Genomic DNA, 26396 nt, shown 5'->3' with positions numbered 1-26396 from the left:
GGCCCGGCAGCCGTCTTACAAGGATGGTGAATAAGGAACGACAAATGGGGCGACCTAAGCCGCGTCGGCTGGATCCAAACATCCCGCGCGCGTGAGCAGATCGATCGCATCGTCGATACGACGTGCGGCGGTCGCATTGAGCTGCGCGCGATCGTCGCCGATCAGCGCGCGCATCTGGTGGGGGACGAACACCATGTCGATGAACCGGCCCGCGACATCCGATGCTTGCGCGATCCGGTCGGGCGCGGCGTCGGCGCCGGCAATCGCCTGGGCGACGCAGGTGACGCCGCCATTGCGGCCGATCCGGTCCACCAGCCGGGCGAGATCGGGCATCCGGTGGGCGGTGGTGACAACGACACGCATCAGCGCGACCGCCTCGGGCGTCAACGTATGCTCCAGCAGGCTATGTCCCACCGCGCGCAGCCGGTCTTGGACGCACAGATGCCACGGCACCACGCCTGACGGCACCAGCGTGTGATCCACCATTCGCCGCACCACGGCCGTGAACAGCTCCTCCTTATTGGCATAGCGGGCGTAGAGACTCGCCTTCCCCGCGCCCGCCTGCGTCACGACTTGATCGCAGCTCGTCGCGTCATATCCGATCCGCAGGAACAGGTCCGTCGCGGCGTCAAGAATCCGGCGATCGACGTCGCCGGCCTGGTCGGCGGACGGTCGACCGCCGCGTCGCCGTTTCGCTAAATCGGGCTTTGGGTCGGTAAGCGTTTGCATCACGCAACCATATAAGCCATGCGCCGGTTGAATGAAACTGAACGGTATAGTTCAGTTTATTGGCAAGGGGTTTGGCGATGGCGGGGATGACGCTCGAGGACGTGAACGGCCACGGTGACGGCGGGGTCGCGCCACGGACGATCGCGCTTGCCGGTGCGACCGGCGATCTCGGTGGGCGCGTGCTATCTGCCCTGATACGGCGTGGCGTGGACGTGCGGGCCCTGGTCCGCAGCGGAACGCCGGCCGCGGCGCAGGATGCCGTACGTGGGCGGGGCGGAACGCCGGTCCCTGTCGATTTTGCCGATCAGGCTGCGCTCTCGGATGCGCTGGCGGGGGCGGAATGCGTCGTCTCGGTCCTGAACGGGCTGGAGCCGGTCATTCTCGGTCTTCAGGGCCGTCTTCTCGACGCGGCGGTTGCGGCGGGTGTACCGCGCTTCATCCCGTCCGACTTCTCGCTCGATTTCACGAAGACCCGCCCCGGCGACAATCGCAACATGGACCTGCGACGCCGCTTCATGGCGCGTGTCGATGCAGCGCCGATCCGCGCGACCTCGATCCTCAACGGCGCCTTCGCCGACCTGCTGACCGGTGAGGCGCCGATCGTGCTGCCGCGTTTCGCCCGCATCCTGTACTGGGGCGACGCGGACCAGCCGCTCGACTTCACAACAAAAGACGATGTCGCTGATTATACCGCCGACGTGGCGCTCGATGCCGATGCGCCCCGCCTCCTGCGGATCGCCGGCGACGTCGTGTCTCCGCGCGACCTCGCGATCCTGATGACGCGTCTCGAGGGCCGAAGGTGGAAGCCGTTCCGTGCAGGTGGGCTCGGGCGTCTCTCGATGCTGATCCGCGTCGCGCGCACGCTGTCGCCGACCAGCGATGCGCCGTTCCCGGCCTGGCAAGGCATGCAATATGTTCGCGACATGTCGAGCGGCCGCGGCAAGCTCTCGCCGCTCGACAAGGATCGCTACGGCAAGACCGACTGGACGCGCGTCGAAGCCGTCCTCGCCCCGACACGCTGATCGCCCCTTCCGGAGTCCTATCATGAGCGATGCCGTCCAGCCGTTTCCCATCCACATCCGCCAAGCCGACCTCGACGATCTGGCCGATCGTCTCGCCCGCACCCGCTGGCCCGATGCCGGCACAGTGCAGGACGGGTCGCAGGGTCCGCAATCGGACCGCATCCGCGCGCTCGCCCAGCGATGGCAGGACGGTTACGACTGGCGTGCCACGGAGACGCTGCTCAACGGCTGGGGCAGCAGCCGCACGGTGATCGACGGGCTCGGCATCCACTTCCTCCATGTCCGCTCTCCCGAACCGGACGCGACACCGCTGCTCCTGACCCACGGCTGGCCGGGATCGGTGCTCGAATTCCGCGACGTGATCGGCCCGCTCAGCGACCCGCGCGCGCATGGCGCCGACGCGTCGGACGCCTTCCACCTCATTATCCCTGCGCTGCCCGGCTTCGGCTTTTCCGATAAGCCGACCGAGCCGGGTTGGGGCGTCGGCCGCACCGCTTCGGCTTGGGGCGTGCTGATGCAGCGGCTCGGCTATGGTGATCGCTGGATGGCGCAAGGCGGAGACTGGGGTGCTGCAGTCACCACGGCGCTGGCGCATATGCGTATGCCGGGCCTCGCCGGTATCCACCTCAACATGGTGATGGCCCAGCCGACACACGAGGAACGGGCGAATGCGACGCCGGCCGAGCAGCGGATGCTGGACGATGCGGCGCGCTACGACCGCGACTATTCGGGGTACATGAAGCTGCAGTGCACACGGCCGCAGTCGCTTGCCTTCGCGCTCGCCGACTCGCCGATCGGACTGGCGAGCTGGATCTACGCGCTGTTCCAGGACGTATCCGACAGCGATGGGCAGCCCGAACGGGTCATTCCGCTCGACCATCTGATTGACGACATCATGCTGTATTGGCTGCCGAACGCAGGGCCAAGTTCGGTTCGCTTCTATTGGGAAGCCGCGCAGGAGATGGCGAAAGGGATGCCGGGCGCGCCCGTGCCGCTGCCGGCCGGGGTCAGCATGTTCCCCGGTGAGCAGGTGCGGCTGTCCCGCCGTTGGACCGAGGCGCGCTTTGCCGATCTTCGCTATTTCGGAGAGGCCGCGAGCGGTGGGCATTTTGCGGCGATGGAGAACGCCGAAACGTTCGTGGAGCACGTCCGCGCGACGTTCCGAGCCATATAGCACCCGACGGGTTGGAAGCCGTTTGACAGTGTGCGGCCGCCAGGACCCAGAACCAGACGGTGAGGGTGCCTTCGTGCCCACCCGAGTTCGGACGTTCGTACAGCGGACAGCGGCATGATGTACCCCGAGCCAGCGCCGTGCTGCTGCGATATGACGTAATGCCGTCCTCTGGACGATCAGGACGAATACCAGCGTCGCTCCGAGCACCGGAATGCCAACGATACGCGCTGCGATCGCGTCGACCAGCCCGACCTGGAAGCAAGGTCGCGGCATAAGCGAATTGGCAAGGGGCGCGATCGAGGGTATCATGCCCGTCGAGGGCCATCGAAAGAGGGTCCTCGTTGATCGCGCCGGTGCCCCGCGAGGGGTTTAAATGGGAATGCGGTGCGGAGGTGATCCTCCCAATCCGCGGCTGTCCCTGCAACTGTAAGCGGTGAGCGAAAGCGTCATGCTCCCCATGCGGGGGGCGGCCACTGGAACGCGTCGGTCCTTCTGACCGGCGATCTGGGAAGGCGATGCCGGAGCTACGACCCGCGAGCCAGGAGACCTGCCGGCGATAAGGTCGCTCTTGCCTTGGCCCAGGGGATGGTCGCGGCACGGTTCTCCGTCTGAGCGACGAATCTGTGCGGCCGGGGCCGCATCGGTGCGTGGCTGGGCGGCTTCACGGCGCTCGTCCGTCGTCGCGCGCCGTCCGCAATCGGCCCCGCCCGTTCGTTGCTGTCGCGCCGCGGGGAAGAGCATGTCCGATCTGTCCAAGGTTCCCGTCACCATCGTCACCGGCTTTCTCGGAGCCGGCAAGACGACCCTCATCAGCCATCTGATCCGTCACGCGGGGGGGCGTCGTCTCGCCGTGGTGGTCAACGAATTCGGCGTGCTGGGTGTCGACGGCGACATCCTGAAGGGCTGCGCGATACCGGACTGTCCGGCCGAGAACATCGTCGAGCTGGCCAACGGCTGCATATGCTGCACCGTCGCGGACGACTTCATTCCGACCGTCGAGACGCTCCTTGCGATGGAGCCGCGGCCCGATCACATCCTGATCGAAACGTCCGGACTTGCCCTGCCCAAGCCGCTGCTCAAGGCGTTCGACTGGCCGGCGATCCGGTCCCGCATCACGGTCGACGGGGTGATCACGCTGGCGGACGCGGAGGCGGTCGCGGCCGGACGGTTCGCGCCGGATCTCGCCGCAGTCGACGCGCAGCGGGCGGCCGATCCGAGCATCGATCACGAGACGCCGCTGTCCGAGGTGTTCGAGGATCAGCTCGCCTGCGCCGACCTGGTGCTGCTCACCAAATGCGACCTCGCCGGCCCATCCGGCGTCGCCGCGGCGCGTGCGATCATCGCCGCCGAGACCCCGCGCCCGCTGCCGATCGTGGAACTCGTGGACGGCATCGTCGCCCCCCACGTCGTGCTCGGGCTCGGCGCGGCCGCGGAGGACGACCTCGCCGCCCGCCCCTCGCATCATGACGGTGAGGACGAGCATGAGCACGACGACTTCGATAGCTTGGTCCTTGCATGGGGCGAGATCGCTGACCCGAACGACCTCGCGGGTCGGATCGAGGCGCTTGCCGCCGGTGGCGACGTGCTGCGCGTGAAGGGCTATGCCGCGGTCGCGGGCAAGCCGATGCGGCTGCTCGTGCAGGCGGTGGGAGCGCGGGTGCGCGTTCAATACGACCGGCCGTGGCGCGGGGACGAGGTGCGCGCGACGCAGCTCGTGGTGATCGCCGAACGCGACCGGCTCGATCCGTCGACGATCAGGGCGGCGCTGGCGGCCTGATCCGCCATGCACGTCGTCTTCCGCGAAACGCACGGGCTCGAAGAGGGCGCGGCACCGCGCGATCTGGGGCAGGACGCCGCGGATCTCGTCGTGCTGTCCTTCTCCGACAGCGACCTCGGCGCCTTCGCCGCGGGGTGGCGCGCGGGCGGCGTCGGCATGCCGAGCCTGCGGCTCGCCAATCTTGCCGAGCTGGCCCACCCGCTCTCGGTCGACACGTACGTCGAGCGGACGCTGGGTGCGGCAAGGGGCATATTGATCCGGTTGATCGGCGGCATCGCCTATTGGCCCTATGGCGTCCAGCAGGTCGAGGCGCTCGCCCGCCGGCGGCGGATCGCCCTGGCGATCGTTCCCGCCGACGGCCGCGAGGATCCGCGCCTCGACGCGGCGTCGACGCTGCCCGCATCCACGCTGCGCCGCCTCGCCGAGCTCTGCGACGTCGGCGGTGCATCCGCGGCGCGCGCGGCCATCGCGCAGCTCGCCCTCGCCGCGGGGCTTTACGTGACACCCGGCCCGACGGCGCGCGCCATCGCCCCGGTCGGCGGCTGGCAGCGCGCTGCCGGCGTGATCTGCCCGGCCGCCTTTGCCCTGGCGTCGATCCGGCCGCGGATCGTTCTGGTCTTCTACCGTTCCTATGTGATGGCGGCCGACCTCGATCCGGTCGCGGCGCTGCACATGGCGTTCGAGAGGCGCGGCTACGACGTCATCGCGCTGTTCGCGCCCTCGCTCAAGGAGCCGTCGGCCGCCGGCTGGATGACCCGCTGGCTTTCCGCGCTCGCCCCCGTTGCGATCGTCAACGCGACCGCGTTTTCGGCACGGAATGCCGACGGTGCGACCCCGCTCGACGTCGCGGGCGTTCCCGTGTTCCAGGTGGCGCTGGCGACGTCGGATCGCGCGGCATGGGCCGAGGCCGCGCGGGGCCTGTCCCCCGCCGACCTCGCGATGCACGTGGTGCTGCCCGAAGTGGACGGCCGCCTGTTCGCCGGCGTGGCGAGCTTCAAGGACGCCGGCGGGCGTGACCCCGACCTGCAGTTCGCGCGGCGCGAACATCGCGCCGACCCTGGCCGGATCGCGGGTATCGCAGACCGGGTTCACGGCTGGACCGCGTTGGCTGCGAAGCCCGTGGCGGAACGGCGGCTGGCAATCGTGCTGTCGACCTATCCCGGAAAGACCTACCAGATGGCGCACGCGGTGGGCCTCGACGCGATCGCCTCGGCCCGGGCGATGCTCGAAGATCTGGCGGACGCGGGTTACGCGACCGGCCTCCCGGCTGCGACCGATCTCCCCGCCGCGCTGGCCCGGCGCACCGTCGCATGGCCGCTCTCCGACTATCATGCCGCGCTGGCGAGGCTTCCCGCCGCCCTGCGGGCCGAGGTGACGGCGGCATGGGGTGCGCCGGAGGACGATCCCGCCGTCGCGGACGGCGCCTTCCGCTTTGCCGCCGTCGTCGCCGGCGAGGCCATCGTGGCGCTCCAGCCGGAGCGGGGCGGCGTGGAAACGCGCTCGGACGAGTATCACGACCTGTCCCGCTGCCCACGTCATGGCTATGTCGCGTTCTATCTCTGGCTGCGCGCGCGCGGCACCGACGCGCTGGTCCACGTCGGCGCGCACGGCACGCTCGAATGGCTCCCGGGCAAGGCGGTCGCGCTGTCAGACGCATGCTGGCCCGAGGCGCTCGCCGGCGCGATGCCGATCGTCTATCCCTTCATCGTCAACGATCCCGGCGAGGCTGCGCAGGCCAAGCGGCGGATCGGCGCAGTCGCGATCGGCCATGTCCCGCCGCCTCTCGTCGACGCGGGCAGTGGCATCGGGCTTGGCCGGCTTGAGGCGCTGCTCGACGAGTTCTCCAATGCCGCCGGTCTCGATCCGACGCGTCGCGACCGCCTGCAGCGCGACATCGGGGACGAGGCGGTCGCGCTCGGGCTCGGCGACGCACTCGCGCTCGATCGGGCGCAATCGAGCAAGGAGGCGATCGCGCGGATCGACGCCTTCGTCTGCGACGTCAAGGACAGCCGATATGGCGACGGCCTGCACGTCTTCGGCCGCGGCGAGCAGGGTCCGGCGGAGCGCGACGGCCTGCTCGCCGCGCTCGCCGGACGACGGGTCCCGCCCGGACCATCGGGCTCGCCATGGCGCGGGCGGAGCGACGTGCTGCCGACCGGGCGCAACCTCTACACGACCGATCCGCGCGCGGTGCCGTCCCGATCGGCGCACGCGCAGGGGGTGCGGCTCGCCGACGAGCTCGTTCGCCGCCACCTTCAGGATCATGGCGACTATCCGCGTGCGCTCGTCGTCGACCTCTGGGGCTCCGCGACGATGCGCACCGCCGGCGAGGAGTTCGCGATGGCGCTCCACCTCCTCGGGGCGGAGCCGGTCTGGGATAACGGGTCCGACCGCGTGATCGGAGTCGAGATCCTGCCGCTGATGCGGCTTGACCGGCCGCGGATCGATGTGACGCTGCGCGTGTCGGGGCTGTTCCGGGACGCCTTTCCGACGCTCTGCGCGATGTTCGGCCAGACGGTGCGAGCGCTGGCGGCGCGGGACGAGCCGGCGGACCGCAATCCCTTCGTCGCATCCCTGCCCGGCGCACGCGTCTACGGGCCACGGGCCGGCGACTATGGCGTCGGGATCGGCGACGATGCCGAGGTCTACACGCCCGAAGCCCGCCGGGCCGCAGGCGCCGCATGGCTGGCGGCCTCCGCTCACGCGTTGGACGATGGCGACGGGCGCGCCGACCCGACGGGGATCGCGGCGCGCGTCGCGGCCGCCGACGCCTTCGTCCACGTCCAGGACCTGCCCGAGACCGACCTGCTGCTCGCCGCGGATTATGCCGCGCACGAGGCCGCCTTTGCCGCTGCGCAGGCGATCGCCGGCGGCACCGCCGCCCTGTATCATCTCGATGCGACTGACCCCGCGCGCCCGCGTGCCCGCCCGTTGGCCGAGGAGGTCGCGCGCGTCGTCCGCGCACGCGCCGCGCACCCCGGCTGGATCGACGGCATGATGCGCCATGGCTTTCGAGGCGCGGCGGAACTCGCGGCGACGCTCGACCATCTCGGCGCATTTGCGCACCTCGCAGGCGTCGTGACGCCCGAGGCCATCGACCTCTACCATGACGCGACGCTGGGCCGCGACGACGTCCGCGCCTTCATGGCCGCCGCCAACCCGTCTGCGCTGGCGGCGATGGAGGCGCGGTTCCGAGCGCTTCACGCGGCAGGGCTGTGGGCGACGCGCCGCAACTCGATCCTTGCTCAGCTGGGGGATCCGGCATGAGCATGGTGCGGGGCTGGTGCCCGACGGCTCATCGCCCGATGGCGGCGGGCGATGGCCTGCTGGTCCGCGTGCGGCCGCGCCTGGCACGCATGACGCGCGCCCAGGCGATCGGTCTGTCCGAGGCCGCGGCGGAGCATGGCAACGGTGCCATCGACGTCACCAACCGTGCGAACCTCCAGATCCGCGGCGTCCGCGACGATCGCTGGGCGGCGTTGATCGCCGACCTGTGCGCGCTCGATCTGGTCGACGCCGATCCGGCCTCGGAGACCCGGCGCGCCGTCATCGTGGCGCCCGACTGGCATGACGGCGACGATACGCACCGCATCGCCGTCGAGCTCGCGCAGCGTCTGGCGGAACTGCCGGAGCTGCCCGGCAAGTTCGGCGTCGCGATCGACGCGGGTGCCGCGCCGGTGCTCGGCGACGCTCCCGCCGACATCCGGATCGAACGCGCCGCGGCTGGCGGTCTGATCCTTCGTGCGGACGGGCGCGCGTGGGGCGTTCCGCTGGCGGTCGGTGCCGAGATCGACGCGGTGGTGGCGCTGGCGCGCTGGTTCGTCGGGACCGGCGGGAGCGCCGCAGGCCGGATGGCGCGCCACGCGGTCACCCTGCCCGCCTGGGCAGATGGCGTGATCCCGGCGGCGCCGTCGCGTCCCGCCCCGGCGACGGGACCGCACGCGCAGGGCACGGTCGTCGGGCTCGCGTTCGGCAGGATCGAAGCGCCGGACCTCGCCAAGCTGGCCATGGCCGCGCGCGGCGTGCGGGTGACGCCATGGCGGCGGCTGATCGTGGAGGGGAATGTCGATACCGGGCAGCCCGCATCGGCGCTCCTTCGGGCCGACGCCTGTGTCGGCGCTCCCGCCTGTCCGCAGGCGAGCGTCGCGACCCGTCCCCTGGCGGTCCGTCTCGCACCCCATGTCGATGGCCGGCTCCACGTCTCGGGCTGCGCCAAGGGCTGCGCGCGGGCCCAGGCCGCCGACGTCGTATTGACCGGGCGCGACGGCCGCTTCGATCTCGCCTTCGCCGCCGGAGCGGGCGCCCCGCCCGCGGTGTCCGGGCTCGACCCCGTCCAGATCCTCGCCCGCTTCGGAGCCGATTGATGCCCCACGTCTACGAGACCGACGGCGGTGCGATCTACCGCCAGTCGTTCGCCACGATCCGCGCCGAGGCCGACCTCGCGCGCTTCGCGCCGGAGGAGGAACCGGTGGCCGTCCGGATGATCCACGCGTCCGGCCTCGTCGCGCTGGCGGCGCACATCCGTTTCTCGCCGCATTTCGCACGGGTCGCCCGCGACGCGCTCGCGGCGGGCGCGCCGATCCTGTGCGACGCGCGGATGGTGACGGAGGGGATCACCCGCGCTCGCCTGCCTGCCGACAATCCGGTCGTCTGCACGCTGCACGCGCCGGAGACGCCCGAGCTCGCCCGCGGGATGGGCAACACGCGTTCGGCCGCCGCCCTCGAACTGTGGCGGCCGTATCTGGCGGGCGCGGTGGTGGCGATCGGCAACGCCCCGACCGCGCTGTTTCACCTGCTCGATATGCTCGAGGATCCTGCCTGCCCCCGCCCCGCCGCGATCATCGGCTGCCCGGTCGGCTTCGTCGGCGCGGTGGAGTCCAAGGCTGCGCTGTGGGAGGAGCAGCCGGTGCCCTGCGTCGTGGTCGAGGGACGGATGGGCGGCAGCGCCATCACGGTCGCCGCGATCAACGCTCTCGCGAGCCGCGCCGAATGACCTCGCCCGCCGCCAAGGGCACTATCCACGGCATCGGCCTCGGCCCCGGCGCTCAGGATCTGATGAGCGTGCGCGCCGACCGGCTCGTCCGTGGGGCGCAGCACGTCGCATTCTTCCGCAAGGCCGGCAGGCCGGGTCAGGCGCGGCGCATCGTCGAGGGGATGCTGAGGCGCGACGTGATCGAGTTCGCGATGGAATATCCCGTCACGACGGAGATTCCCGTCGCGGACCCCCGCTACAACGATCGCTTGAGTGGGTTCTACGCCGAGTGCACCGACCATCTCGCCGCCCTGTCGGCGACCGGCGAGGACGTCGTCGTCCTGTGCGAGGGCGACCCCTTCTTCTACGGCTCGTTCATGCACCTGCACAGTCGGCTGACGGGGATCGCACCGGTCGCGGTCGTTCCCGGCATCACCGGCATGTCAGGCGCATGGACCGCCAGCGGTGCGCCGATCACCTGGGGCGAGGACGTGCTGACCGTCTTGACCGCAACGATGCCGGAGGACGAGCTCGTCCGTCGGATCGGCGACACCGACGCGCTCGTGGTGATGAAGATCGGTCGCCACCTCCCGAAGCTGCGCCGGGCGGTGGCCGCGGCCGGGCGGGGCCGCGAGGCGTGGCTGATCGAATATGCCGCCATGCCCGACCAGCGTGTCACGCGCCTGAGCGACGCCGACGCCGTCGCACCGTACTTCTCGATCCTGCTGATCCACGGTCAGGGTCGGCGGCCATGAGCGGCTCGATCGCGGTCGCGGGGCTCGGGCCGGGCGACGCCGCACTGGTGACGCCCGAAGTGGCAACCGCGCTCGCGGACGCCACCGACGTGATCGGCTACATCCCCTATGTGGCGCGCGTCGCCGCGCGCCCCGGGCTGACGCTCCACGCCAGCGACAACCGCGTCGAACTCGATCGCGCCCGCCATGCCCTGCAGCTCGCGATGGCGGGGCGGCACGTCGTCGTCGTGTCGTCGGGCGATCCGGGCGTCTTCGCGATGGCGGCGGCAGTGTTCGAGGCGGTCGAGCACGGTCCGCCGGCATGGCGCGACCTCGATATCCGCGTGCTTCCGGGCATCACGGCGATGCTCGCTGCCGCGGCCCGCGCCGGCGCGCCGCTCGGCCACGACTTCTGCGCGATCAACCTGTCGGACAATCTGAAACCGCAGGCCGTGATCGATCGCCGCGTGCGCCTCGCGGCGGAGGCCGACTTCGCCATCGCCTTCTACAATCCGCGATCGCGGAGCCGGCCCGACGGCTTCGGCCGCGCGCTGGGAATCCTTCGCGACGTCTGCGCCGACGAACGCCCCGTGCTGTTCGCGCGGGCGGTGTCGACCCCGGAGGAGACGCTACACGTCGTCCGCCTCCCCGACGCCCGCCCGGAGATGGCCGACATGCGGACGATGGTCATCGTCGGGTCGAGCGCGACGCGGACGATCGCGCGCAGCGGCGCGCCGTTCCTCTACACGCCGAGGTCGGCGGCATGATCGATCCAGCGCAGGACGTCGTGCACCGTGTGGACCTCGCGGCGGGCAGGCAGGATCGGGCGGTCGATCATCACCACGGGGATGCCGAGCTCGCGCGCCGCGACCAGCTTGGCCTGCGCGCCCGTGCCGCCCGCATTCTTGCAGACGACGATCTCGATCGCGTGGTCGCGCATCAGCGCGACGTCGCCGGCGACGTCGAACGGACCGCGATCGACCACGAGCCGATGGTCTGGCAGTTCAGGCGTGGCGGCAGGCGCATCGACGAAGCGCAGCAGATAGCGGTGCTGCGGCTGCGCGGCGAATGCCGGAACGTGCATCCGCCCGAGCGCGAGCATCACGGCACGACGCGGCCCCGCGAGCGCGGCGACCGCCGCCTGGACGTCGTCGACGGGCCGCCAGTCATCGCCGGGGATTGCGATCCAGGCCGGCCGAGTCAGCGCGACCAGCGGGACGCCTGCCATCGCCGCGGCGTCGAGCGCGTTGCCGCTCATCCGCGCCGCGAACGGATGCGTCGCATCGACGAGATGCGTGACGCGCGTCGCGCGAAGATGGTCGACGAGACCGGCCGCACCGCCGAAGCCGCCGACCCGGGTCCGCACCGGCTGGGCCTTCGGCTGCGCCACCCGACCTGCATAGCTCAGGGTGGCATCGTCGCCGCGCAGCGCCAGCGCCTCCGCCAGCGCGCTCGCCTCGGTCGTGCCGCCGAGGATCAGGATGTTCGGCATGACGGGTGAACTCGGCAAGGCATGGCTGACGATCGTCGGGATCGGCGAGGATGGACCAGCCGGCCTCTCTGCTGCAAGCCGGGAGGCGCTCGCGCGCGCCGAATGGGTGACCGGCGCGGCGCGGCACCTCGCGCTGCTGCCTGATCTCGCATGCGAGACCGCGGTGTGGCCGGTGCCGTTCGACGACGGCATCGCGCCGCTTCTTACGCAGCGCGGGCGGCGGGTCGTGATGCTGGCATCGGGCGATCCGTTCTGGTTTGGTGCCGGATCAACCGTGACGCGGCACCTCGGTCGGCATGAATGGACCGCACATCCGGCACCTTCGACCTTCGGCCTCGCCGCGGCGCGGTTGGGCTGGTCGATCGACGCCGTCGCATGCGTCGGCCTGCATGCGGCACCATTCGAACGGTTGCGTCCCAAGCTGGCGACCGGCGTCCGGGCGATCGTCCTGGTGCGCGACGGCGCGGCGGTCGGCGCGCTCGCGCGCTACCTGCTGGACCAAGGCTTCGGAGACAGCAGGCTCTGGATCCTCGAGGCGCTGGGCGGTCTGCACGAACGCGTCCGCGAGACCACCGCCGCCACGATGGCGTTTGCGGATATCGCGCATCCGGTGGCGGTCGGCATCGCCGTCGACGGGAGCGGTGCGGTTCTCGCCACCGCGTCCGGACGCCCGGACCGATGGTTCGCGCACGACGGGCAGATCACCAAGCGCCCCGTCCGCGCGCTTACCCTTTCCGCGCTGGCACCGAGGCCGTTCGAAACCCTGTGGGACATCGGCACCGGCTCGGGATCGATCGCGATCGAGTGGCTGCTCTCGCATCCGACCACGCAGGCGATCGCGTTCGAGGCCGATCCGACCCGTGCGGAGCGCGCACGCAGCAACGCGGCGACGCTGGGCGTCGACCGCCTCCGCATAGTCGAGGCGCATGCGCCCGAGGGGTTGGCCGATCACCCGGGACCCGACGCCGTCTTCATCGGCGGCGGTCTTTCGGAGGCGCTGCTCGACTGGCTCTGGACCAACCTCGCGCCTGGAACCCGGATCGTCGCCAACGCGGTCACGCTCGAATCCGAAGCGACGCTGGCGGCGTGGCACCGCGCGAAGGGCGGCGACCTGCTGCGGATCGAGCTGTCGGACGTCGCCCCGATCGGTTCGCGTCGCGGCTGGCGGGCGCATTATCCGATCGTCCAGTGGAGCGCGTCGCTATGATCGTCGCCGGGTTCGGATGGCGCAGCGGCGCCACGCCTATGTCGTGCGAAGCCGCGCTTGCGCTGGCGCGGCACGGCTGCCCTGGGATCACCGCGCTCGCTGCACCCGACGACAAGGTCGGTCTGCTCGCGCCGCTGGCCGAACGGCTCGGTCTTGCCTTGCTGCCCGTCACGGCTGCGGCATTGACGGGCGTCGCGACCGCGACCCGCTCTCGGGCGAGCTTCGAAGCGCGCGGCACCGGCAGCGTCGCCGAGGCCGCCGCGCTCGCCGCCATCGGCGAAGGCGCGCGGCTGATCGCGTCTCGTCACGTTTCTCCCGACCGCATGGCGACCTGCGCGATCGCTCAAGGACCTTCGACATGACCGTTCACTTTATCGGCGCCGGCCCAGGCGCACCCGATCTGCTGACGCTGCGCGGCCGCGACCTGATCGCCGCGTCGTCAGTGTGCCTCTACGCAGGGTCGCTCATCCCGCCGGCGCTGCTCGACCACTGTCCGCCCGGCGCGCGCATCGTGAACACCGCGCCCCTGTCGCTCGACCAGATCGTCGAGGCGATCGCGAACGCGCATGCCGACGGCCATGACGTCGCGCGGCTCCACTCGGGCGACCTGTCGATCTGGTCGGCGATGGGCGAGCAGCTTCGCCGCCTCCGTGCGCTCGGGATCCCGTTCACCGTCACGCCGGGCGTTCCCGCGTTCGCCGCCGCGGCCGCGACGCTCGAAGCGGAGCTGACGCTGCCCGGCCTGGCCCAGTCGGTCGTCCTCACCCGCACCTCGGGTCGCGCGAGCGCCATGCCGGACAGGGAGACCCTGCCCGCCTTCGCCGCGACCGGGGCGACGCTGGCGATCCATCTGTCGATCCACGTGCTGGACCGGGTCGTCGCCGAGCTGACCCCGGCCTACGGCGGGGACTGTCCGGTGGCGATCGTCTGGCGGGCGAGCTGGCCCGACGAGAGGATCGTCCGGGCGACGCTCGCGACGATCGTCGCGGCTGCGGCCGGCGGCCCGGAACGCACCGCACTCATCCTCGTCGGCCCGGTGCTTGCGCCCACGGATTTCGCGGAGAGCAGCCTCTATGCGGCCGGCTACGACCGCCGCTTCCGCCCACGAAGCGCCGGCTCCCGCTTCGCCGGGTCGGGCGAATGACGCCGGGCGTGATGATCGCCGCCCCCGCATCCGGGACCGGCAAGACCACCGTGATGCTCGGGCTGCTGCGCGCGTTCCGCGATGCGGGTCTCGCCGTGCAGCCGTTCAAGAGCGGCCCGGACTATATCGACCCAGCCTTCCATCGCGCGGCGAGCGGCCGGTCGTCGTTCAATCTCGACAGCTGGGCGATGGCGGAGCGCATGATCCACGGCCTGGCCGCAAAAGCGGACGACGCCGATCTGGCACTGGCGGAGGGCTCGATGGGCCTGTTCGACGGCGTCGCCACGCCCGGCGCGGCCGGCAGCGGCGCGAGCGCGGACGTCGCGCGGCGGATGGGCTGGCCTGTGGTGCTGGTCGTCGACGTCTCCGGCCAGGCCCAGTCCGGCGCCGCCACCGCGCTCGGATTCATCCGATACGATCCGGGGGTGCGGATCGCAGGCGTGATCCTCAATCGCGTCGCGAGCCCGCGGCACGAGCGCCTGGCCCGCGACGGTATGGCGGCCGCGGGCATATGCGTCTTCGGCGCCCTTCCCCGACGTGGCGACCTCAGGCTTCCCGAACGTCATCTCGGCCTCATCCAGGCATCCGAACATCCCGACCTCGACGCGCGGATCGCCGACCATGCGGGCTTCCTGCGCGAGCACGTCGATCTGGAGGCGATCCGCGACGCCGCGGCTGTCGCGACCACGCCCGCCGCGCCCGCCGGCCGCCTCGTCCCGCCGGCGCAGCGTATCGCGCTGGCGAGAGACGCGGCCTTCTCCTTCGCCTATCCGCACCTGCTGACGGCGTGGCGCGACGCCGGAGCGGAGATCCTGCCCTTCTCGCCGCTCGCCGACGAAGCCCCCGACGCCCGCGCCGATCTGGTGTGGCTGCCCGGCGGCTATCCCGAACTCCACGCCGGCCGCCTCGCCGCAGCCGAGCGCTTCCGCAGCGGTCTCGTCGAACACGCCGGCACCCGCCCCGTGCATGGCGAGTGCGGCGGCTACATGGTCCTCGGCGAGGGCCTGATCGACGCCGACGGCACGCGTCACCGGATGGCAGGGCTGCTCGGCCTCGTGACCAGCTACGCCCAACGCCGCATGCATCTGGGATATCGTCGCGCCACGCTGCTCGCGCCGGTCGCCGCCCTGGCGGCGGGAACGGTGCAGCGCGGTCACGAATTCCACTATTCGACAATCCTGGAACAGCCCGACGCCGCGCTGGCGCGGGTGGTCGATGCCGAGGGCGCTCCCGTGCCCGAGACCGGATCGTACCGCGGCAGCGTCTCGGGCACCTTCTTCCATCTGATCGCCACCGAGCGATGAGCGGGTTCGTCTCCTTCGTCGGTTCGGGGCCGGGCGACCCCGAACTGCTGACGCTCAAGGCGGTCGCCCGCTTGCAGACGGCGGACGTCGTATTGTTCGACGATCTGTCCTCGGGGCCGCTCCTCCGGCACGTGCGCCGGGGCGCGGAGCTGGTCGCGGTCGGCAAGCGCGCGGGCCGCGCGTCGCCTTCGCAGGAGCACGTCTCACAGCTTCTGGTCGCGCATGCGTCGACCGGCGTCCGCGTCGTCCGCCTCAAGTCGGGCGATCCCGCCGTCTTCGGTCGCTTGGAGGAGGAGATCGCGGCGGTGCGCGCGGCCGGCATCGCTTTCGAGATCGTCCCCGGCGTTACCGCGGCGAGCGCGGCCGCGGCAGCCGCGGCAATCCCGCTGACGCGCCGGCTGAGCGCGCGACGCGTCCAATTCGTCACCGGGCACGACGTCACCGGCGGTCTTCCGGAAGGCCTCAACCTGGCGGCGCTTGCCGATCCCGATGCGACCACGGTGGTGTTCATGCCCAAGCGGACGTTCGCCGCGCTGGTCGAGATGCTCGTCGGCCATGGGCTGTCGCCCGACACACCTGCCCTGCTCGCCGAGAACGTCAGCCATCCCGATCAGCGGCTGACGCGATCCACGATCGCCGACCTGGCACGCGATCTTCAGCCGCGAAGCGACGCACCCGCCGTGATCCTCTACGGTCCGCTGCTCGCGCCATGATCGACCTGCACCTCATCGGCATCGGCAGCGGCGACCCCGACCATCTGACGCGGGCGGCGGAGGCGGCCATGAACGCCGCTGACGTCATCCTGCTGCCGCGCAAGCGCGACGCGGCGTCGGACCTCATCGAGCTGCGCCGGTCGCTCTGCGCGGCGGTGCTCCGCGGCCACACCCGGGTCGTCGAGTTCGATCTGCCCGAACGTGGCGAAAGCGACGCCTACCTCGACGCCGTCGGCGACTGGCACGACGCGATCGCCGCCCGCTGGGCGACGGAGATCGCCAGCCACCTGCCGAACGGCGGCAGGCTGGCGCTTCTCATATGGGGCGATCCGTCGCTCTACGACAGCAGCCTGCGGATCGCCGACCGGCTGCGCGCCGGCGGCATGATGCTCCGGGTCCACGTCGTGCCGGGCATCACCAGCCTCCAGGCGCTGACCGCGGCGCATGCGATCCCGCTCAACACGCTCGCCGCGCCGGTGGTGATAACGACAGGCCGGCGCCTGCGCGCCGAAGGCTGGCCCCCGGCCGTCGACACGCTGGCGGTGATGCTCGACGGCACATGCGCCTTCACGTCGATCGACCCGCTCGGCGTCATGATCTGGTGGGGGGCCTATCTCGGCCTGCCGTCGCAGGCGCTCGTCGCCGGCCCCCTCGCGGACGTGTCGTCGACGATCGTCGCCCGACGGGCGAGGCTGCGGGCAGAGCAGGGTTGGATCATGGACACCTATCTGCTCCGCCGTTCGAAGGGCGCGGCATGACGGCGCCCTCCTTCGGCCCGGTCTTCGCGGATGATTTCGAGACGCTGCTGCGCTGGCGGCGCGACGTCCGGCACTTCGCAGCGCGCGCGGTCGCAGAGGACGACATGCACACCCTGTTCGACATCGCCGCGCTGGCGCCCTCGGTCGGCAACGCGCAGCCCTGGCGCTTCGTCCGGATCCGCTCGCAGTCCCTACGCGGGTGGATCGCCGACCATGTCGATGCCGCGTCAGCGGATGCGGCGCGCACGATCCCCACCGATACGCTGCAGACCCGCTATGGGAAGCTGAAGCTCCACGGCATCCGCGAGGCTCCCGAACTGCTCGCGGTCTTCTGCGACGAGGCCCCACAGGCGGGCCATGGCCTGGGCCGGGCGACGATGCCCGAGATGCTGCGCTACTCGACCGTGATGGCCATTCACACCATGTGGCTGGCGGCCCGCGCGCGGGGCATCGGAATGGGCTGGGTATCGATCCTCGATCCGGTCGCGGTGACCGGAATGCTCGACGTGCCTGCGGACTGGACGCTGATCGCCCTGCTCTGCCTCGGCTACCCCGCCGAATTGACCGACGTTCCCGAACTCGAACGGCGTGGCTGGCAGGCCCGCGAGCCCGTCTCGGATCGCATTCTCGAGCGATGACGCCTCAACCCTCAACCGGATCGGAACACGAGCCATGCTGACCCCCGTCGACGACGGTCCCGCCGTCGTTGTCTGCAATACCTGCCGGTTTTCCGCCGGCGACCGCGAGGATGCCGATGGCGTCCGCGGCGGTGCGCTCCTCGTCGCGGCGCTACGGGCGGCGAAGGCCGACGACCAGCGCTATGCCGGCGTGGGGATACAGCAGATGCCGTGCCTTTTCTCGTGCAGCGAGCATTGTTCGATCCACCTGCGCGCGCCGGGCAAGGTCGGCTATCTGCTCGGCCGCTTCACGCCGGATGCGGAGGCCGCTCGGGCGATCCTCGACTATGCCGTCCACTATGCCGTAAGTGAGCATGGCCGCGTCCCCTTCAAAAGCTGGCCGCAGGGCATCAAAGGCCATTTCATCGCGCGCACACCGCCGGCAGGCTACGTTGTCGAAGGCTGACGCCATGCACGCGCCCGCCCCGTCCGCCCTGCGTCGCCGCATCGGCCTTCTTTACGTGCTGCTGATCGGAGCGAACGTCGGCGCCTGGATCTGGGCACTGCTGCTCTTCCACGCGCAGCCGCTGATGCTCGGCACCGCGCTGCTCGCCTGGGGGCTGGGCCTGCGGCACGCGGTCGACGCCGATCACATCGCCGCGATCGACAACGTCACGCGCAAGCTCATGCAGGACGGACAACGGCCGCTGACGGTCGGCTTCTGGTTCGCGATCGGGCACAGCACGATCATCCTGCTGGCATCGGTCGCGATCGCCTTTACCGCGTCCGCCCTTGCCGGCTTTGAGGCGCTGAAGGCGACCGGCGGGATGGTGGCGACGATCGTCTCTGCTGTGTTCCTGTTCACCATCGCGGCGATGAACCTGATCATTCTGCGCTCGGTATGGCGCACCTTCCAGCACGTGCGCGCCGGCGGACCCTATGTTGATGAGGATCTGGACATCCTTCTGAATGGCCGCGGCCTGCTGTCGCGGCTCTTCCGCCCTCTGTTCCGCCTCGTCTCGACCAGCTGGCACATGGCGCCGCTCGGGTTCCTGTTCGGACTGGGTTTCGATACCGCGACCGAGGTCGCCATTCTCGGCCTGTCCGCGGCGCAGGTCGAGCACGGTTTCGCGATCGGCCCGGTATTGGTGCTTCCCGCCCTGTTCGCAGCCGGCATGGCGCTCGTCGACACGACAGATGGCATCGTCATGCTGGGTGCCTATGAATGGGCGTTCGTGAAGCCGATCCGGAAGCTCTACTATAACATCACCATCACCGCGGTATCGGCGTTCGTCGCAATCGTCATTGGTGGCATCGAGACGGTGGCGCTTCTTGCCGACAAGCTCGAACTCCGTGGCGGCCTGTGGTCGACTGCGCGCTATCTGGGGGGACGCTTTAATCTGCTCGGCTTCGTGATCATCGGCGTCTTCGTCTTGTGCTGGATAGCCAGCTGGATGGTGTTTCGCTGGAAGCGCTTCGATGACATCGATGTCTGCCATAATGCGAGGTGAGGCACCCTGCCCGCCAAGGCAGCAGTAGCCCAGCCAGCCTGTCCAGCGCGACAATGACCCAGTCGCGGACGTTCAGACGACCCTTCCCGCTCCCCAGCTTCGGCCATCCGTTCAGCTGGCTGGCACCGCAACCCGGCACGCCCCGTCAATCGTCCCTAAAGGGGTCCCTCCGCTCTACGCACGTGTGAGTGACGACCACTCAAGGCCGAAGCGCTGCAGATATTTGCGCAGCCGGTCTGCGTCATTCGAGGACGTGCGCCGCGCTCGGGACGCGGCGAACAGCGTCCGGCCAGCGTCCGATAGCGTCCTGCTCGACCGGCAGATCGCGACGACGTGAGACAGTTGGACCCGGTCGAAGGGGTCAAGCGTCGCCAGCGCCTCGGGCGGCAGCAACGGTGCGAGGCCATCGTCGGCGCCCGCATCGACCGACCATAGCCGCTTCAGGCGCATGACCTCGGCGTCGACACAGTCGCTGTCGATCCGTCCCTTCGGGCTGAACGTCGCCATCCGGGTCACGCTTGCGGCGAGGTCGCGGAAATTGCCGGACCACCCCGCCTGCGCCGACATCGCAAAGGCCAGATAGCGCTCGCGTGCTTCCTTGTTGAAGGTCACCCGCGTGCCCTCCCGCTCGGCGAACCGATCGAGCTCATAGTCGAGGTTCGGGGCGATATCCTCGCGCCGGTCAGCCAGTCCGGGCAGCGCAAAGGTCCAGAGGTTCAACGTCATCCGCGCGATGCGGGGTGCGATCGCTAAGCCGTTCGACGCGGAGCTGGAAGCGGTGAACTGTCACCACAACTACGTCACGCGGGAGAACCACTTCGGTCAGAATGTGCTCGTCACCCGCAAGGGCGCGGTGCGGGCGGCCAAGGGGTGATGGGCATCATTCCGGGTGCGATGGGCGCCAAGTCGTTCATCGTCCGCGGCCTCGGCAATCCGGAATCGTTCGACAGCTGCTCGCACGGCGCTGGCCGGGTGATGAGCCGGACCCAGGCCAGGCGCGAGGTCACGCTGGCGGAGCACGTCGCCGCGACCGAGGGGGTGGCCTGCCGCAAGGACGAGGGCGTGATCGACGAGAGCCCGCGCGCCTACAAGCCGATCGAGGCGGTGATGGCGGCGCAGTCCGACCTCGTCGAGATCGTCCACACGCTGAAGCAGGTGGTGTGCGTGAAGGGGTAATCCTCTTCATGCACATTCTCCGGATAGAGGAAGCCATGATCACCATCGACGGATCGGAAGGCGAAGGCGGCGGACAGGTCGTGCGCAACGCGCGCGCCCTTTCGCTCGTCACCGGTACGCCGTTTCGCATCGTCAACGTTCGCGGCGGGCGCGAGAAGCCGGGCCTGATGCGCCAGCACGTCACCGCGATCGAGGCCGCGTGCGCGATCGGTAGGGGTGGCGCATGCGAGGGCGTGGCGGTCGGCGCGCGCGAGATCACGTTCCGTCCGGGCACGGTCGACGCGGGCGAGTACCGGTTCGCGGTGGGCACCGCCGGCTCGACCGGACTCGTCCTGCAAACGGTGCTGATGCCGCTGCTGCTGGCGAACGGTCCCTCGCGGCTCGTGCTGGAGGGTGGAACCCACACAACATGCTGGCGCCACCATTCGACTTTATAGCCAAGTCGTTCCTGCCGATCCTCCGTCGCATGGGCGCGAGGATCGAGGCGCGCCTGGTGCGGCATGGCTTCTACCCGCGCGGTGGTGGACGGATCGAGGTCGACGTCTTGCCCGGTGCGCCTTCGCCGATCGAGTGCGTCGGGCGGGGTGGGCTGCTGAGCACATCGGCGACGGCTTACATCGCGGGGCTCCCGCTCGACATCGCCGAGCGCGAGATCGCCTGCGTGCGGAAGGCATTCGACTGGGCCGACCGCTCCTGTGCGATCCGCGAGCTGCCCGAAGAGCAGGGGCCGGGCAACATCCTGTTGCTGGAAGCCGAATATGAGCATGTGACCGAGATCGTCAGCGGCTTTGGTCAGCTCGGCGTACCGGCGGAACGATTGGCCAAGCGCGCCGTCGGACGGTTGAAGGGCTATCTCGAGTCCAGCGCCTTCGCCGGCCCCTATCTGGCGGATCAGCTGCTGCTGCCGTTCGCGCTGGCGGGAGGCGGGGCGTTCACGACCGTCAAGCCGAGTCAGCACAGCCTGACAGCCGCGAAGGTGATCGAGCGTTTCCTCGACCGGCGGTGTGTCTTCACGCAATTACCCTTGGGCGCGCACCGGATGAAGGTGCACTGAAGGAAGGGTGGGAGGAGACCTTTGGGCTCCCACGCACGCGGGAGCCTCAGGACCGCGCTAAAACGGTAACCGAGCGGTTTCGGGGGGACGGTGGACCCATCACCGGTCGCTCGGGTCCATCAAGCAGCCTCCCGTAACCGGACATACGTTCACCGCGGTCCGACGACTTGATCGTGTCGGCGAACCGCTCGTTTGGGCGTGCCCGCTACGGCACCGGCACGCCCAAGCGCTCACATGTCCGCTGCGGTCGGGCGCACGATCACCTCATTGATGTCGACACCCTCCGGCTGCTCTATGGCATAGCGAACGGCTCGCGCGATCGCATCCGGCGTCAGCGACTTCTTCCGCCATCCGGTCAGTGCCGCCGCGACCGCAGGATCAGTGATGTCATGACCCAGCTCGGTGGCGACGACGCCTGGCGAGATTAACGTCGAACGGACCTCGTCATGCTCTTGCCGCAGCCCCTCGGTAATCGCGCGCACGGCATGTTTGGTGGCGCAATACACCGCGGCAGTCGGCATCACCATGTGCGCGGCGACCGAGGCTACGTTGACGACATGACCACTCCGTTGAGCCACGAACCGCGGCAGGACCGCGGCGATGCCGTTGAGGACGCCGTGGATGTTGACGTCGACCATCCGCTTCCACTCATCCCGCTTCAGCGCAGCGAGCGGCGAAAGCGGCATCACACCCGCATTGTTGACCAGCACGTCGACACGTCCGAAGCGCGCTTCAGCGGCCACCACAAACGCGTCGAAATCGGCGCCGTCGGTGACATCAAGTTCGCGCCAGGCGACGGTTTCGCCCAGTTCCTCCGCCAGTGCCTTTAGCCGCTCTCCGCGACGCGCGCCGATGAACAGCCGGGCGCCGGTCGCAGCCAGTTCGCGCGCAGTTGCCTCGCCGATCCCGCTGGACGCGCCGGTGATGAGTACGACCTTATCGACATTCTCTGCCATGATGCAGTCCTTCCGTTGTGGTGACGGGACGCAGATGGGCCAACGCACGTGTCAGGCGGTAGCGCGATCGCCCCAATGGCTTGCACGATCCTCCAGAGTTAATGCCGGGTGCTTGCCCATGACGTGTGAGTAGGGGAGGATCGTCGGCATGGACCGGATCGCCGAACTCTCTGCCCTCATCGACCGACACGTCGTGGGCACAGGCATTTGCAGCACGGCGATGCCGCATGTGTCGCTGATCCGGGCCGATGCGCCGAGCACCCCCACGCCGGCCGTCTACGAGGCCTCCCTTTGCCTAATAGCCCAAGGGTCGAAACGGGTGTCGATCGGCGAGCACAGCGTCGTCTATGACGCGGCCCATTACCTCTTGGTCTCGGTCGAGTTGCCGTTGGTCGGTCATGTGCTCGATGCAAGTCCCGAGCAACCCTATCTCTGCTGCAAGATCGATCTCGATGCCGCGATGCTGGCCGATCTCATGGCGAGCGAAGGCGGCGGGGTGGCCCGTACGGATTTGCCGGTGCTCGGCGTCTACCCAGGCGATCCCGACCTGATCGACGCGGCATGCCGGCTGGTGGGGCTGCTCGACCGACCCGACACGATCCGCGCGCTGGCGCCGCTGATTGAGCGCGAAATCCTCTATCGTCTGCTCACCGGACCTCACGGTCCGATGCTTCGTCACATCGCAACCGCCGGCAGCCATCTCAATCAGGTCAGCCGGGCGATCGCCGCCATTCGTCGGCGTTTCGATGCGCCGATCCGCATCGACGATGTCGCAGCCGAGGCCGGGATGAGCTCCTCCTCCCTCCACGTACACTTCAAGGCGATCACCCGCATGACGCCGCTGGAGTATCAAAAGCAGCTGCGGTTGCAGGAGGCCAGACGCCTGATGCTAGCGGAGGGTGCCACGGCGAGCACGGCAGGCTTTGCCGTCGGCTATGAGAGCCCATCGCAATTCAGCCGCGAATACAGGCGGCTGTTCGGCGCGCCTCCGCGTGCGGACATCGAACGGCTCCACGCTGCGCCAGCAGCGGCCATGGCGCTATGACGATGGCTTGGGTCGCGACCGGTACCTGCGAAAATGCTGTGATTGGCTGATGCTGGCAGGACGACCCACGTGCGGCCATTCAGGTAGCTCTGCAGGCTTTCAACTACGGACCTTGGTTCATGCATTTTAACCTGTACTCCCGGCTGGTGAAGTATTGAGCCACTCAGGAAGCAGCCCGAGCGACTTCGCCCGCAAGCGGTTCGCTGCTGCCACCACGCTGGCAACAGCCCCACTCTAAGCAGCCTCCAACGGCATCCTCGCCGCGGGAGACTTCATCATGCTGACGCTGTTCCACGCCCCCCGGTCACGATCGAGCCGGATTGTCTGGCTGCTCGAGGAGCTGGGCGCGCCCTTCCACCTGCGGCACGTCACGATCCGCTACAGGGATGGAAGCGGTGGGGGGCCCGATCCCGCCAATCCTCACCCCGACAAGAAAGTGCCCGCCCTCCTCGACAGCGGTGCCCTGGTTACCGAGAGCGCGGCGGTGGCGACCTATCTTGCCGACCTGCTGCCTACGGCTGGGCTGGCCCCACGCATCGGCGATCGAGATCGGGGGGCGTATCTCACCTGGATAAGCTGGATCGAAGGAGAGCTCGGTCCCGCCATCTTCCAGCGCTTCAGCGCCGGAACCGACGCAGCCACGCCCGCCGCGTTCGAGGCAGCGCTCCACCGGCTGGATGGCGCGCTTACAGACGGCCCTTACCTGCTCGGGGAGCGCTTCAGCGCTGCCGACATCATGCTGGGCGGCACGTTGGGCTGGGCGCACGACGTCCTGCCGGCAGAAGGGCCAATCTCCGCCTATTTGGCCCGCCTCGCGGCACGGCCGGCATTCGTGCGAGCCATGACACGGGATGCTGCACCGGCGGATGACGCGGCGTGACCCGGAGAGACGGCTGGCTGGGTGTCACAGGCTTCCTCGTGACCGCCGTGCTGCTCTTGCTTTGTCATCGAGCGGCACTCGCGCCGCTGGTGGCTGGCCTGTAGACCGATCGTATGCGCCGCGCCGACCGACTGTTCGAGATCGTCCAACTCCTTCGCCGCGCGTCCGGGCCGCTCACCGCGGACGCGCTGGCGGCAGAGCTGGAGACGAGCCGGCGGTCGGTGTACCGGGACGTCGCCGCGCTGATCGGCCAGCGCGTGCCGATCCGCGGTGAAGCAGGGATCGGCTACGTGCTGGAGCGCGGCTTCGACATGCCGCCGCTGATGCTCACCTCGGACGAGGTGGAGGCGGTGGTTCTCGGCGCGCAATGGGTGTTGGTGCACGCCGACGAGGGGCTCGCCCGCGCAGCCGCCGACGTGCTCGCCAAGGTTGCCGCCATCGTTCCCGAACAGCTGCGTGGACAGATCGAGGACCCGGCCGTTATCACGCCGCCCAACTGGGGCGAGCGGCTCGACGCAGGTGTCGATGTGGCACGTCTGCGTGCCTGGAGCCTGCAAGGGCGCAAGCTGCACATCCGCTACGCTGATGAGGGGGGCCGCGAGACGGTACGTACCGTATGGCCGTTCCTGGTCGGCTACATGGATCGGGTTCGGATGCTCATCGCCTGGTGCGAGTTGCGCGGCGACTTCCGGATGTTCCGCACCGACCGGCTTGCCGCAATCGAGTTTCGGGACGAGCGCTACCCGGAACGCCGCGCCGTGCTCAGGCGGCGTTGGCTCACCATGATGAGCGGGCGACGCGATGCGGAGGTAACGCGAGGTCGTGAAGCCTCAGCACACCTATATTTAGACATCCAGGGCACTTTGCCCATCTCCTAACGTCGGACTTCCTTCCCATTCGACCGGGACGCCGACATCGAGGAGTCGACATCAAAGGCGGTGCCTTTGGTCGTATCCAAAGTGGGCGCACGAAGGTGATGCACTCCTAGTCGCGACGGCCGCTGTCGACGGCGATTTCGCCCCCCGACCGACCGCCATCGTCCTGCCGCTGCCGTCGCCACAGGCCGGGCGGGACGCCGTACCAACTTCGGAAAGCCCGCGAGAAAGAGGCGACATCGGCATAACCCAATCGCTCGGCGAGGTGCTTGAGATTGGTGCCTTTTCGAGACAGTAATTCGACAGCGAGCTTGCGGCGGGTAGCGAGGATCAAGGTAGAAACGCTTGCACCGCGCGCTTCGAGCTGGCGTTGCAATGACCGCTCGCTCATCCCGAGCGTCTGCGCGACGTGGGCGAGCGTCGGCAGCGCCTCGCGTAGCCGCAACGCGACCACGGCGCCCGCCTGCGCCACAATGTCCGTCTCTGCATCCCGAGCGGCGAGTGCAGAGCGGATGCTGGTGACGCTTGCATCGTGGATCTCCACGTCATGCGTGATCAGGGGCCGGTCAAGATCGACGCTGCGCAATACCATGTGATCGAGCGGCGCGTCATAGCGGATGGCGCAGCCATAGTAATCTGCGTGGAACGCTGCCTCGCTGCGCGGACGGGCGAGCGCCATGTGCACCGCTGCTATCGGATATCCGGTCGCGATACGGCCTAATCCGAGCAGCATGCCGAAATGGAAATCGACCGCAGCGCGCGGCACGTCGATGGTTGCGTAAGGAAACACACGCTGGGCATGGAACAAGCCGTCACGCTCCCAGTGGATCAGCCGTTCCGGTGAATGCAGGCGCTTGTAGGTGACGATATTCTGCAAGGCGTCACGATAGGTGGGCGCGTGGAGCGCTGCCAGAAATGCCGTATCGCCCCCCACCTCGCGCGCTGCGCGCAGGAGCTTGAAGCCGATCCGGCTATCTGCGGACACCCGTTCCAGGCCCGCCCACAGGGCGAGTGCCTGATCAGTAATCAACGGAGCCTGACGTGATTTGTCTACTTCTGACAGATCAGCCTCGGCAAAGACCGCGTCTACGGAATAACCGAGATGCGCGATGGCGCGCCAGATCGCCTGTGGAATTTGCCAAAGGTCCAATGCGGAAGTATTGTCATAACTCGAGCGCGCCGTGTCATCTTTCATGCCACTAAACTAGATCAGCGATTCGATTTCTGTCGACCACCACGATGGTCGATGGCGCGGG

27 protein-coding genes, 1 pseudogene and 1 riboswitch are annotated in these 26396 nt (G+C 69.3%); of the genes and pseudogenes, 23 read left to right on the top strand and 5 right to left on the bottom strand.

What is annotated here, in order from left to right:
• Positions 1-54 precede the first annotated feature (54 nt).
• The gene (locus BW41_RS08035; RefSeq protein ID WP_037533424.1) at positions 55-729 is read right to left on the bottom strand and encodes a TetR/AcrR family transcriptional regulator; all 675 of its coding nucleotides are present in this window, start codon (positions 727-729) and stop codon (positions 55-57) included.
• 77 nt (positions 730-806) lie between these two features.
• Between BW41_RS08035 and BW41_RS08030 the strand changes: the two genes are divergently transcribed.
• From BW41_RS08030 to cobJ, 8 genes are all read left to right on the top strand, one after another.
• Positions 807-1751 (top strand): aromatic alcohol reductase, encoded by a 945-nt coding sequence (locus BW41_RS08030; protein WP_081792979.1) that lies wholly within the window; start codon positions 807-809, stop codon positions 1749-1751.
• Between the two features lie 22 nt (positions 1752-1773).
• Positions 1774-2925: an epoxide hydrolase family protein gene (locus BW41_RS08025; protein ID WP_037533421.1), complete on the top strand. Its 1152-nt coding sequence runs from the start codon at positions 1774-1776 to the stop codon at positions 2923-2925.
• Positions 2926-3259: 334 nt separating this feature from the next.
• Positions 3260-3494, top strand: a riboswitch (cobalamin riboswitch).
• A 170-nt stretch (positions 3495-3664) separates the two neighbouring features.
• Positions 3665-4702 (top strand): cobalamin biosynthesis protein CobW, encoded by a 1038-nt coding sequence (gene cobW, locus BW41_RS08020; protein ID WP_037533418.1) that lies wholly within the window; start codon positions 3665-3667, stop codon positions 4700-4702.
• 6 nt (positions 4703-4708) lie between these two features.
• Positions 4709-7969, top strand: a complete 3261-nt coding sequence (cobN, locus tag BW41_RS08015) for a cobaltochelatase subunit CobN (protein WP_037533415.1) — start codon at positions 4709-4711, stop codon at positions 7967-7969.
• Positions 7918-9066 carry a cobalamin biosynthesis protein CobG gene (locus tag BW41_RS08010; RefSeq protein ID WP_235199692.1) on the top strand — a complete coding sequence of 383 codons (1149 nt, stop codon included), beginning with the start codon at positions 7918-7920 and terminating at the stop codon, positions 9064-9066. The genes cobN and BW41_RS08010 overlap by 52 nt, the downstream gene beginning before the upstream one ends.
• A complete protein-coding gene (locus BW41_RS08005) occupies positions 9066-9695 on the top strand; it encodes a precorrin-8X methylmutase (protein ID WP_037533409.1) in 630 nt (209 codons plus the stop codon). Before BW41_RS08010 ends, BW41_RS08005 begins: the two co-directional genes overlap by 1 nt.
• Positions 9692-10429 carry a precorrin-2 C(20)-methyltransferase gene (gene cobI, locus BW41_RS08000; protein WP_037533406.1) on the top strand — a complete coding sequence of 246 codons (738 nt, stop codon included), beginning with the start codon at positions 9692-9694 and terminating at the stop codon, positions 10427-10429. The genes BW41_RS08005 and cobI overlap by 4 nt, the downstream gene beginning before the upstream one ends.
• Positions 10426-11175 carry a precorrin-3B C(17)-methyltransferase gene (gene cobJ / locus BW41_RS07995; RefSeq protein ID WP_037533403.1) on the top strand — a complete coding sequence of 250 codons (750 nt, stop codon included), beginning with the start codon at positions 10426-10428 and terminating at the stop codon, positions 11173-11175. Before cobI ends, cobJ begins: the two co-directional genes overlap by 4 nt.
• Here cobJ and BW41_RS07990 read toward each other — a convergent pair.
• Complete coding sequence (locus BW41_RS07990; protein WP_037533401.1) at positions 11151-11900, bottom strand: cobalt-precorrin-6A reductase; 750 nt, start codon at positions 11898-11900, stop codon at positions 11151-11153. The genes cobJ and BW41_RS07990 overlap by 25 nt on opposite strands.
• Between BW41_RS07990 and BW41_RS07985 the strand changes: the two genes are divergently transcribed.
• From BW41_RS07985 to BW41_RS07945, 9 genes are read left to right on the top strand one after another with little or no spacing between them, the layout of a single operon-like run.
• Positions 11899-13107: a bifunctional cobalt-precorrin-7 (C(5))-methyltransferase/cobalt-precorrin-6B (C(15))-methyltransferase gene (locus BW41_RS07985; RefSeq protein ID WP_037533398.1), complete on the top strand. Its 1209-nt coding sequence runs from the start codon at positions 11899-11901 to the stop codon at positions 13105-13107. The two genes, BW41_RS07990 and BW41_RS07985, sit on opposite strands and share 2 nt — an antisense overlap.
• The gene (locus BW41_RS07980) at positions 13104-13469 is read left to right on the top strand and encodes a cobalamin biosynthesis protein (protein ID WP_037533395.1); all 366 of its coding nucleotides are present in this window, start codon (positions 13104-13106) and stop codon (positions 13467-13469) included. The genes BW41_RS07985 and BW41_RS07980 overlap by 4 nt, the downstream gene beginning before the upstream one ends.
• On the top strand, positions 13466-14251 hold the full coding sequence (cobM, locus tag BW41_RS07975) for a precorrin-4 C(11)-methyltransferase (protein WP_037533392.1): 786 nt from the start codon (positions 13466-13468) through the stop codon (positions 14249-14251). Before BW41_RS07980 ends, cobM begins: the two co-directional genes overlap by 4 nt.
• Positions 14248-15555, top strand: a complete 1308-nt coding sequence (locus tag BW41_RS07970; RefSeq protein ID WP_037533390.1) for a cobyrinate a,c-diamide synthase — start codon at positions 14248-14250, stop codon at positions 15553-15555. Before cobM ends, BW41_RS07970 begins: the two co-directional genes overlap by 4 nt.
• Positions 15552-16268: a uroporphyrinogen-III C-methyltransferase gene (gene cobA, locus BW41_RS07965; RefSeq protein WP_037533387.1), complete on the top strand. Its 717-nt coding sequence runs from the start codon at positions 15552-15554 to the stop codon at positions 16266-16268. The genes BW41_RS07970 and cobA overlap by 4 nt, the downstream gene beginning before the upstream one ends.
• Positions 16265-17026, top strand: coding sequence for a precorrin-6A synthase (deacetylating) (cobF, locus tag BW41_RS07960; RefSeq protein WP_037533384.1), 762 nt, complete (start codon positions 16265-16267; stop codon positions 17024-17026). Before cobA ends, cobF begins: the two co-directional genes overlap by 4 nt.
• Entirely contained in the window at positions 17023-17664 is a 642-nt protein-coding gene (gene bluB / locus BW41_RS07955; protein WP_037533381.1) for a 5,6-dimethylbenzimidazole synthase, read from the top strand. Before cobF ends, bluB begins: the two co-directional genes overlap by 4 nt.
• Before the next feature lie 34 nt (positions 17665-17698).
• Positions 17699-18109, top strand: a complete 411-nt coding sequence (locus tag BW41_RS07950) for a DUF1636 domain-containing protein (RefSeq protein WP_037533378.1) — start codon at positions 17699-17701, stop codon at positions 18107-18109.
• Positions 18110-18113: 4 nt separating this feature from the next.
• A complete protein-coding gene (locus BW41_RS07945) occupies positions 18114-19154 on the top strand; it encodes a HoxN/HupN/NixA family nickel/cobalt transporter (protein ID WP_037533375.1) in 1041 nt (346 codons plus the stop codon).
• 174 nt (positions 19155-19328) lie between these two features.
• Here BW41_RS07945 and BW41_RS07940 read toward each other — a convergent pair whose 3' ends face one another.
• Positions 19329-19880, bottom strand: coding sequence for a hypothetical protein (locus BW41_RS07940; protein WP_235199691.1), 552 nt, complete (start codon positions 19878-19880; stop codon positions 19329-19331).
• 7 nt (positions 19881-19887) lie between these two features.
• Between BW41_RS07940 and BW41_RS07935 the strand changes: the two are divergent.
• The 3 genes and pseudogenes from BW41_RS07935 to BW41_RS21765 all read left to right on the top strand — a co-directional run bounded on the left by BW41_RS07935 (position 19888) and on the right by BW41_RS21765 (position 21384).
• A pseudogene (locus BW41_RS07935) lies at positions 19888-20330 on the top strand (RtcB family protein).
• A 35-nt stretch (positions 20331-20365) separates the two neighbouring features.
• On the top strand, positions 20366-20767 hold the full coding sequence (locus BW41_RS21770; protein WP_235199690.1) for an RNA 3'-terminal phosphate cyclase: 402 nt from the start codon (positions 20366-20368) through the stop codon (positions 20765-20767).
• Positions 20740-21384, top strand: coding sequence for an RNA 3'-terminal phosphate cyclase (locus BW41_RS21765; RefSeq protein ID WP_235199689.1), 645 nt, complete (start codon positions 20740-20742; stop codon positions 21382-21384). The genes BW41_RS21770 and BW41_RS21765 overlap by 28 nt, the downstream gene beginning before the upstream one ends.
• A gap of 230 nt (positions 21385-21614) precedes the next feature.
• Here the strand turns inward: BW41_RS21765 and BW41_RS07925 are convergent, their stop codons facing one another.
• Positions 21615-22340: an SDR family oxidoreductase gene (locus tag BW41_RS07925; protein ID WP_037533372.1), complete on the bottom strand. Its 726-nt coding sequence runs from the start codon at positions 22338-22340 to the stop codon at positions 21615-21617.
• 148 nt (positions 22341-22488) lie between these two features.
• Between BW41_RS07925 and BW41_RS07920 the strand changes: the two genes are divergently transcribed.
• The 3 genes from BW41_RS07920 (at position 22489) to BW41_RS07910 (ending at position 25143) form a co-directional block, all read left to right on the top strand.
• Positions 22489-23385 carry an AraC family transcriptional regulator gene (locus tag BW41_RS07920; protein WP_037533368.1) on the top strand — a complete coding sequence of 299 codons (897 nt, stop codon included), beginning with the start codon at positions 22489-22491 and terminating at the stop codon, positions 23383-23385.
• A 277-nt stretch (positions 23386-23662) separates the two neighbouring features.
• Positions 23663-24265, top strand: coding sequence for a glutathione S-transferase family protein (locus BW41_RS07915; RefSeq protein WP_037533365.1), 603 nt, complete (start codon positions 23663-23665; stop codon positions 24263-24265).
• A gap of 113 nt (positions 24266-24378) precedes the next feature.
• Positions 24379-25143, top strand: coding sequence for a helix-turn-helix transcriptional regulator (locus tag BW41_RS07910; protein ID WP_051583340.1), 765 nt, complete (start codon positions 24379-24381; stop codon positions 25141-25143).
• A 106-nt stretch (positions 25144-25249) separates the two neighbouring features.
• On the opposite strand, the gene BW41_RS07905 is transcribed toward BW41_RS07910, so the two are convergent.
• On the bottom strand, positions 25250-26335 hold the full coding sequence (locus BW41_RS07905) for a helix-turn-helix domain-containing protein (RefSeq protein ID WP_037533364.1): 1086 nt from the start codon (positions 26333-26335) through the stop codon (positions 25250-25252).
• Between the last annotated feature and the right edge of the window lie 61 nt (positions 26336-26396).

Source organism: Sphingomonas sp. RIT328, from assembly GCF_000632225.1.
Taxonomy (GTDB): domain Bacteria; phylum Pseudomonadota; class Alphaproteobacteria; order Sphingomonadales; family Sphingomonadaceae; genus Sphingomonas; species Sphingomonas kyungheensis.
The sequence above is the reverse complement of the archived record's forward strand: the minus strand, read 5'-3'. Positions and strand labels throughout refer to the sequence as shown.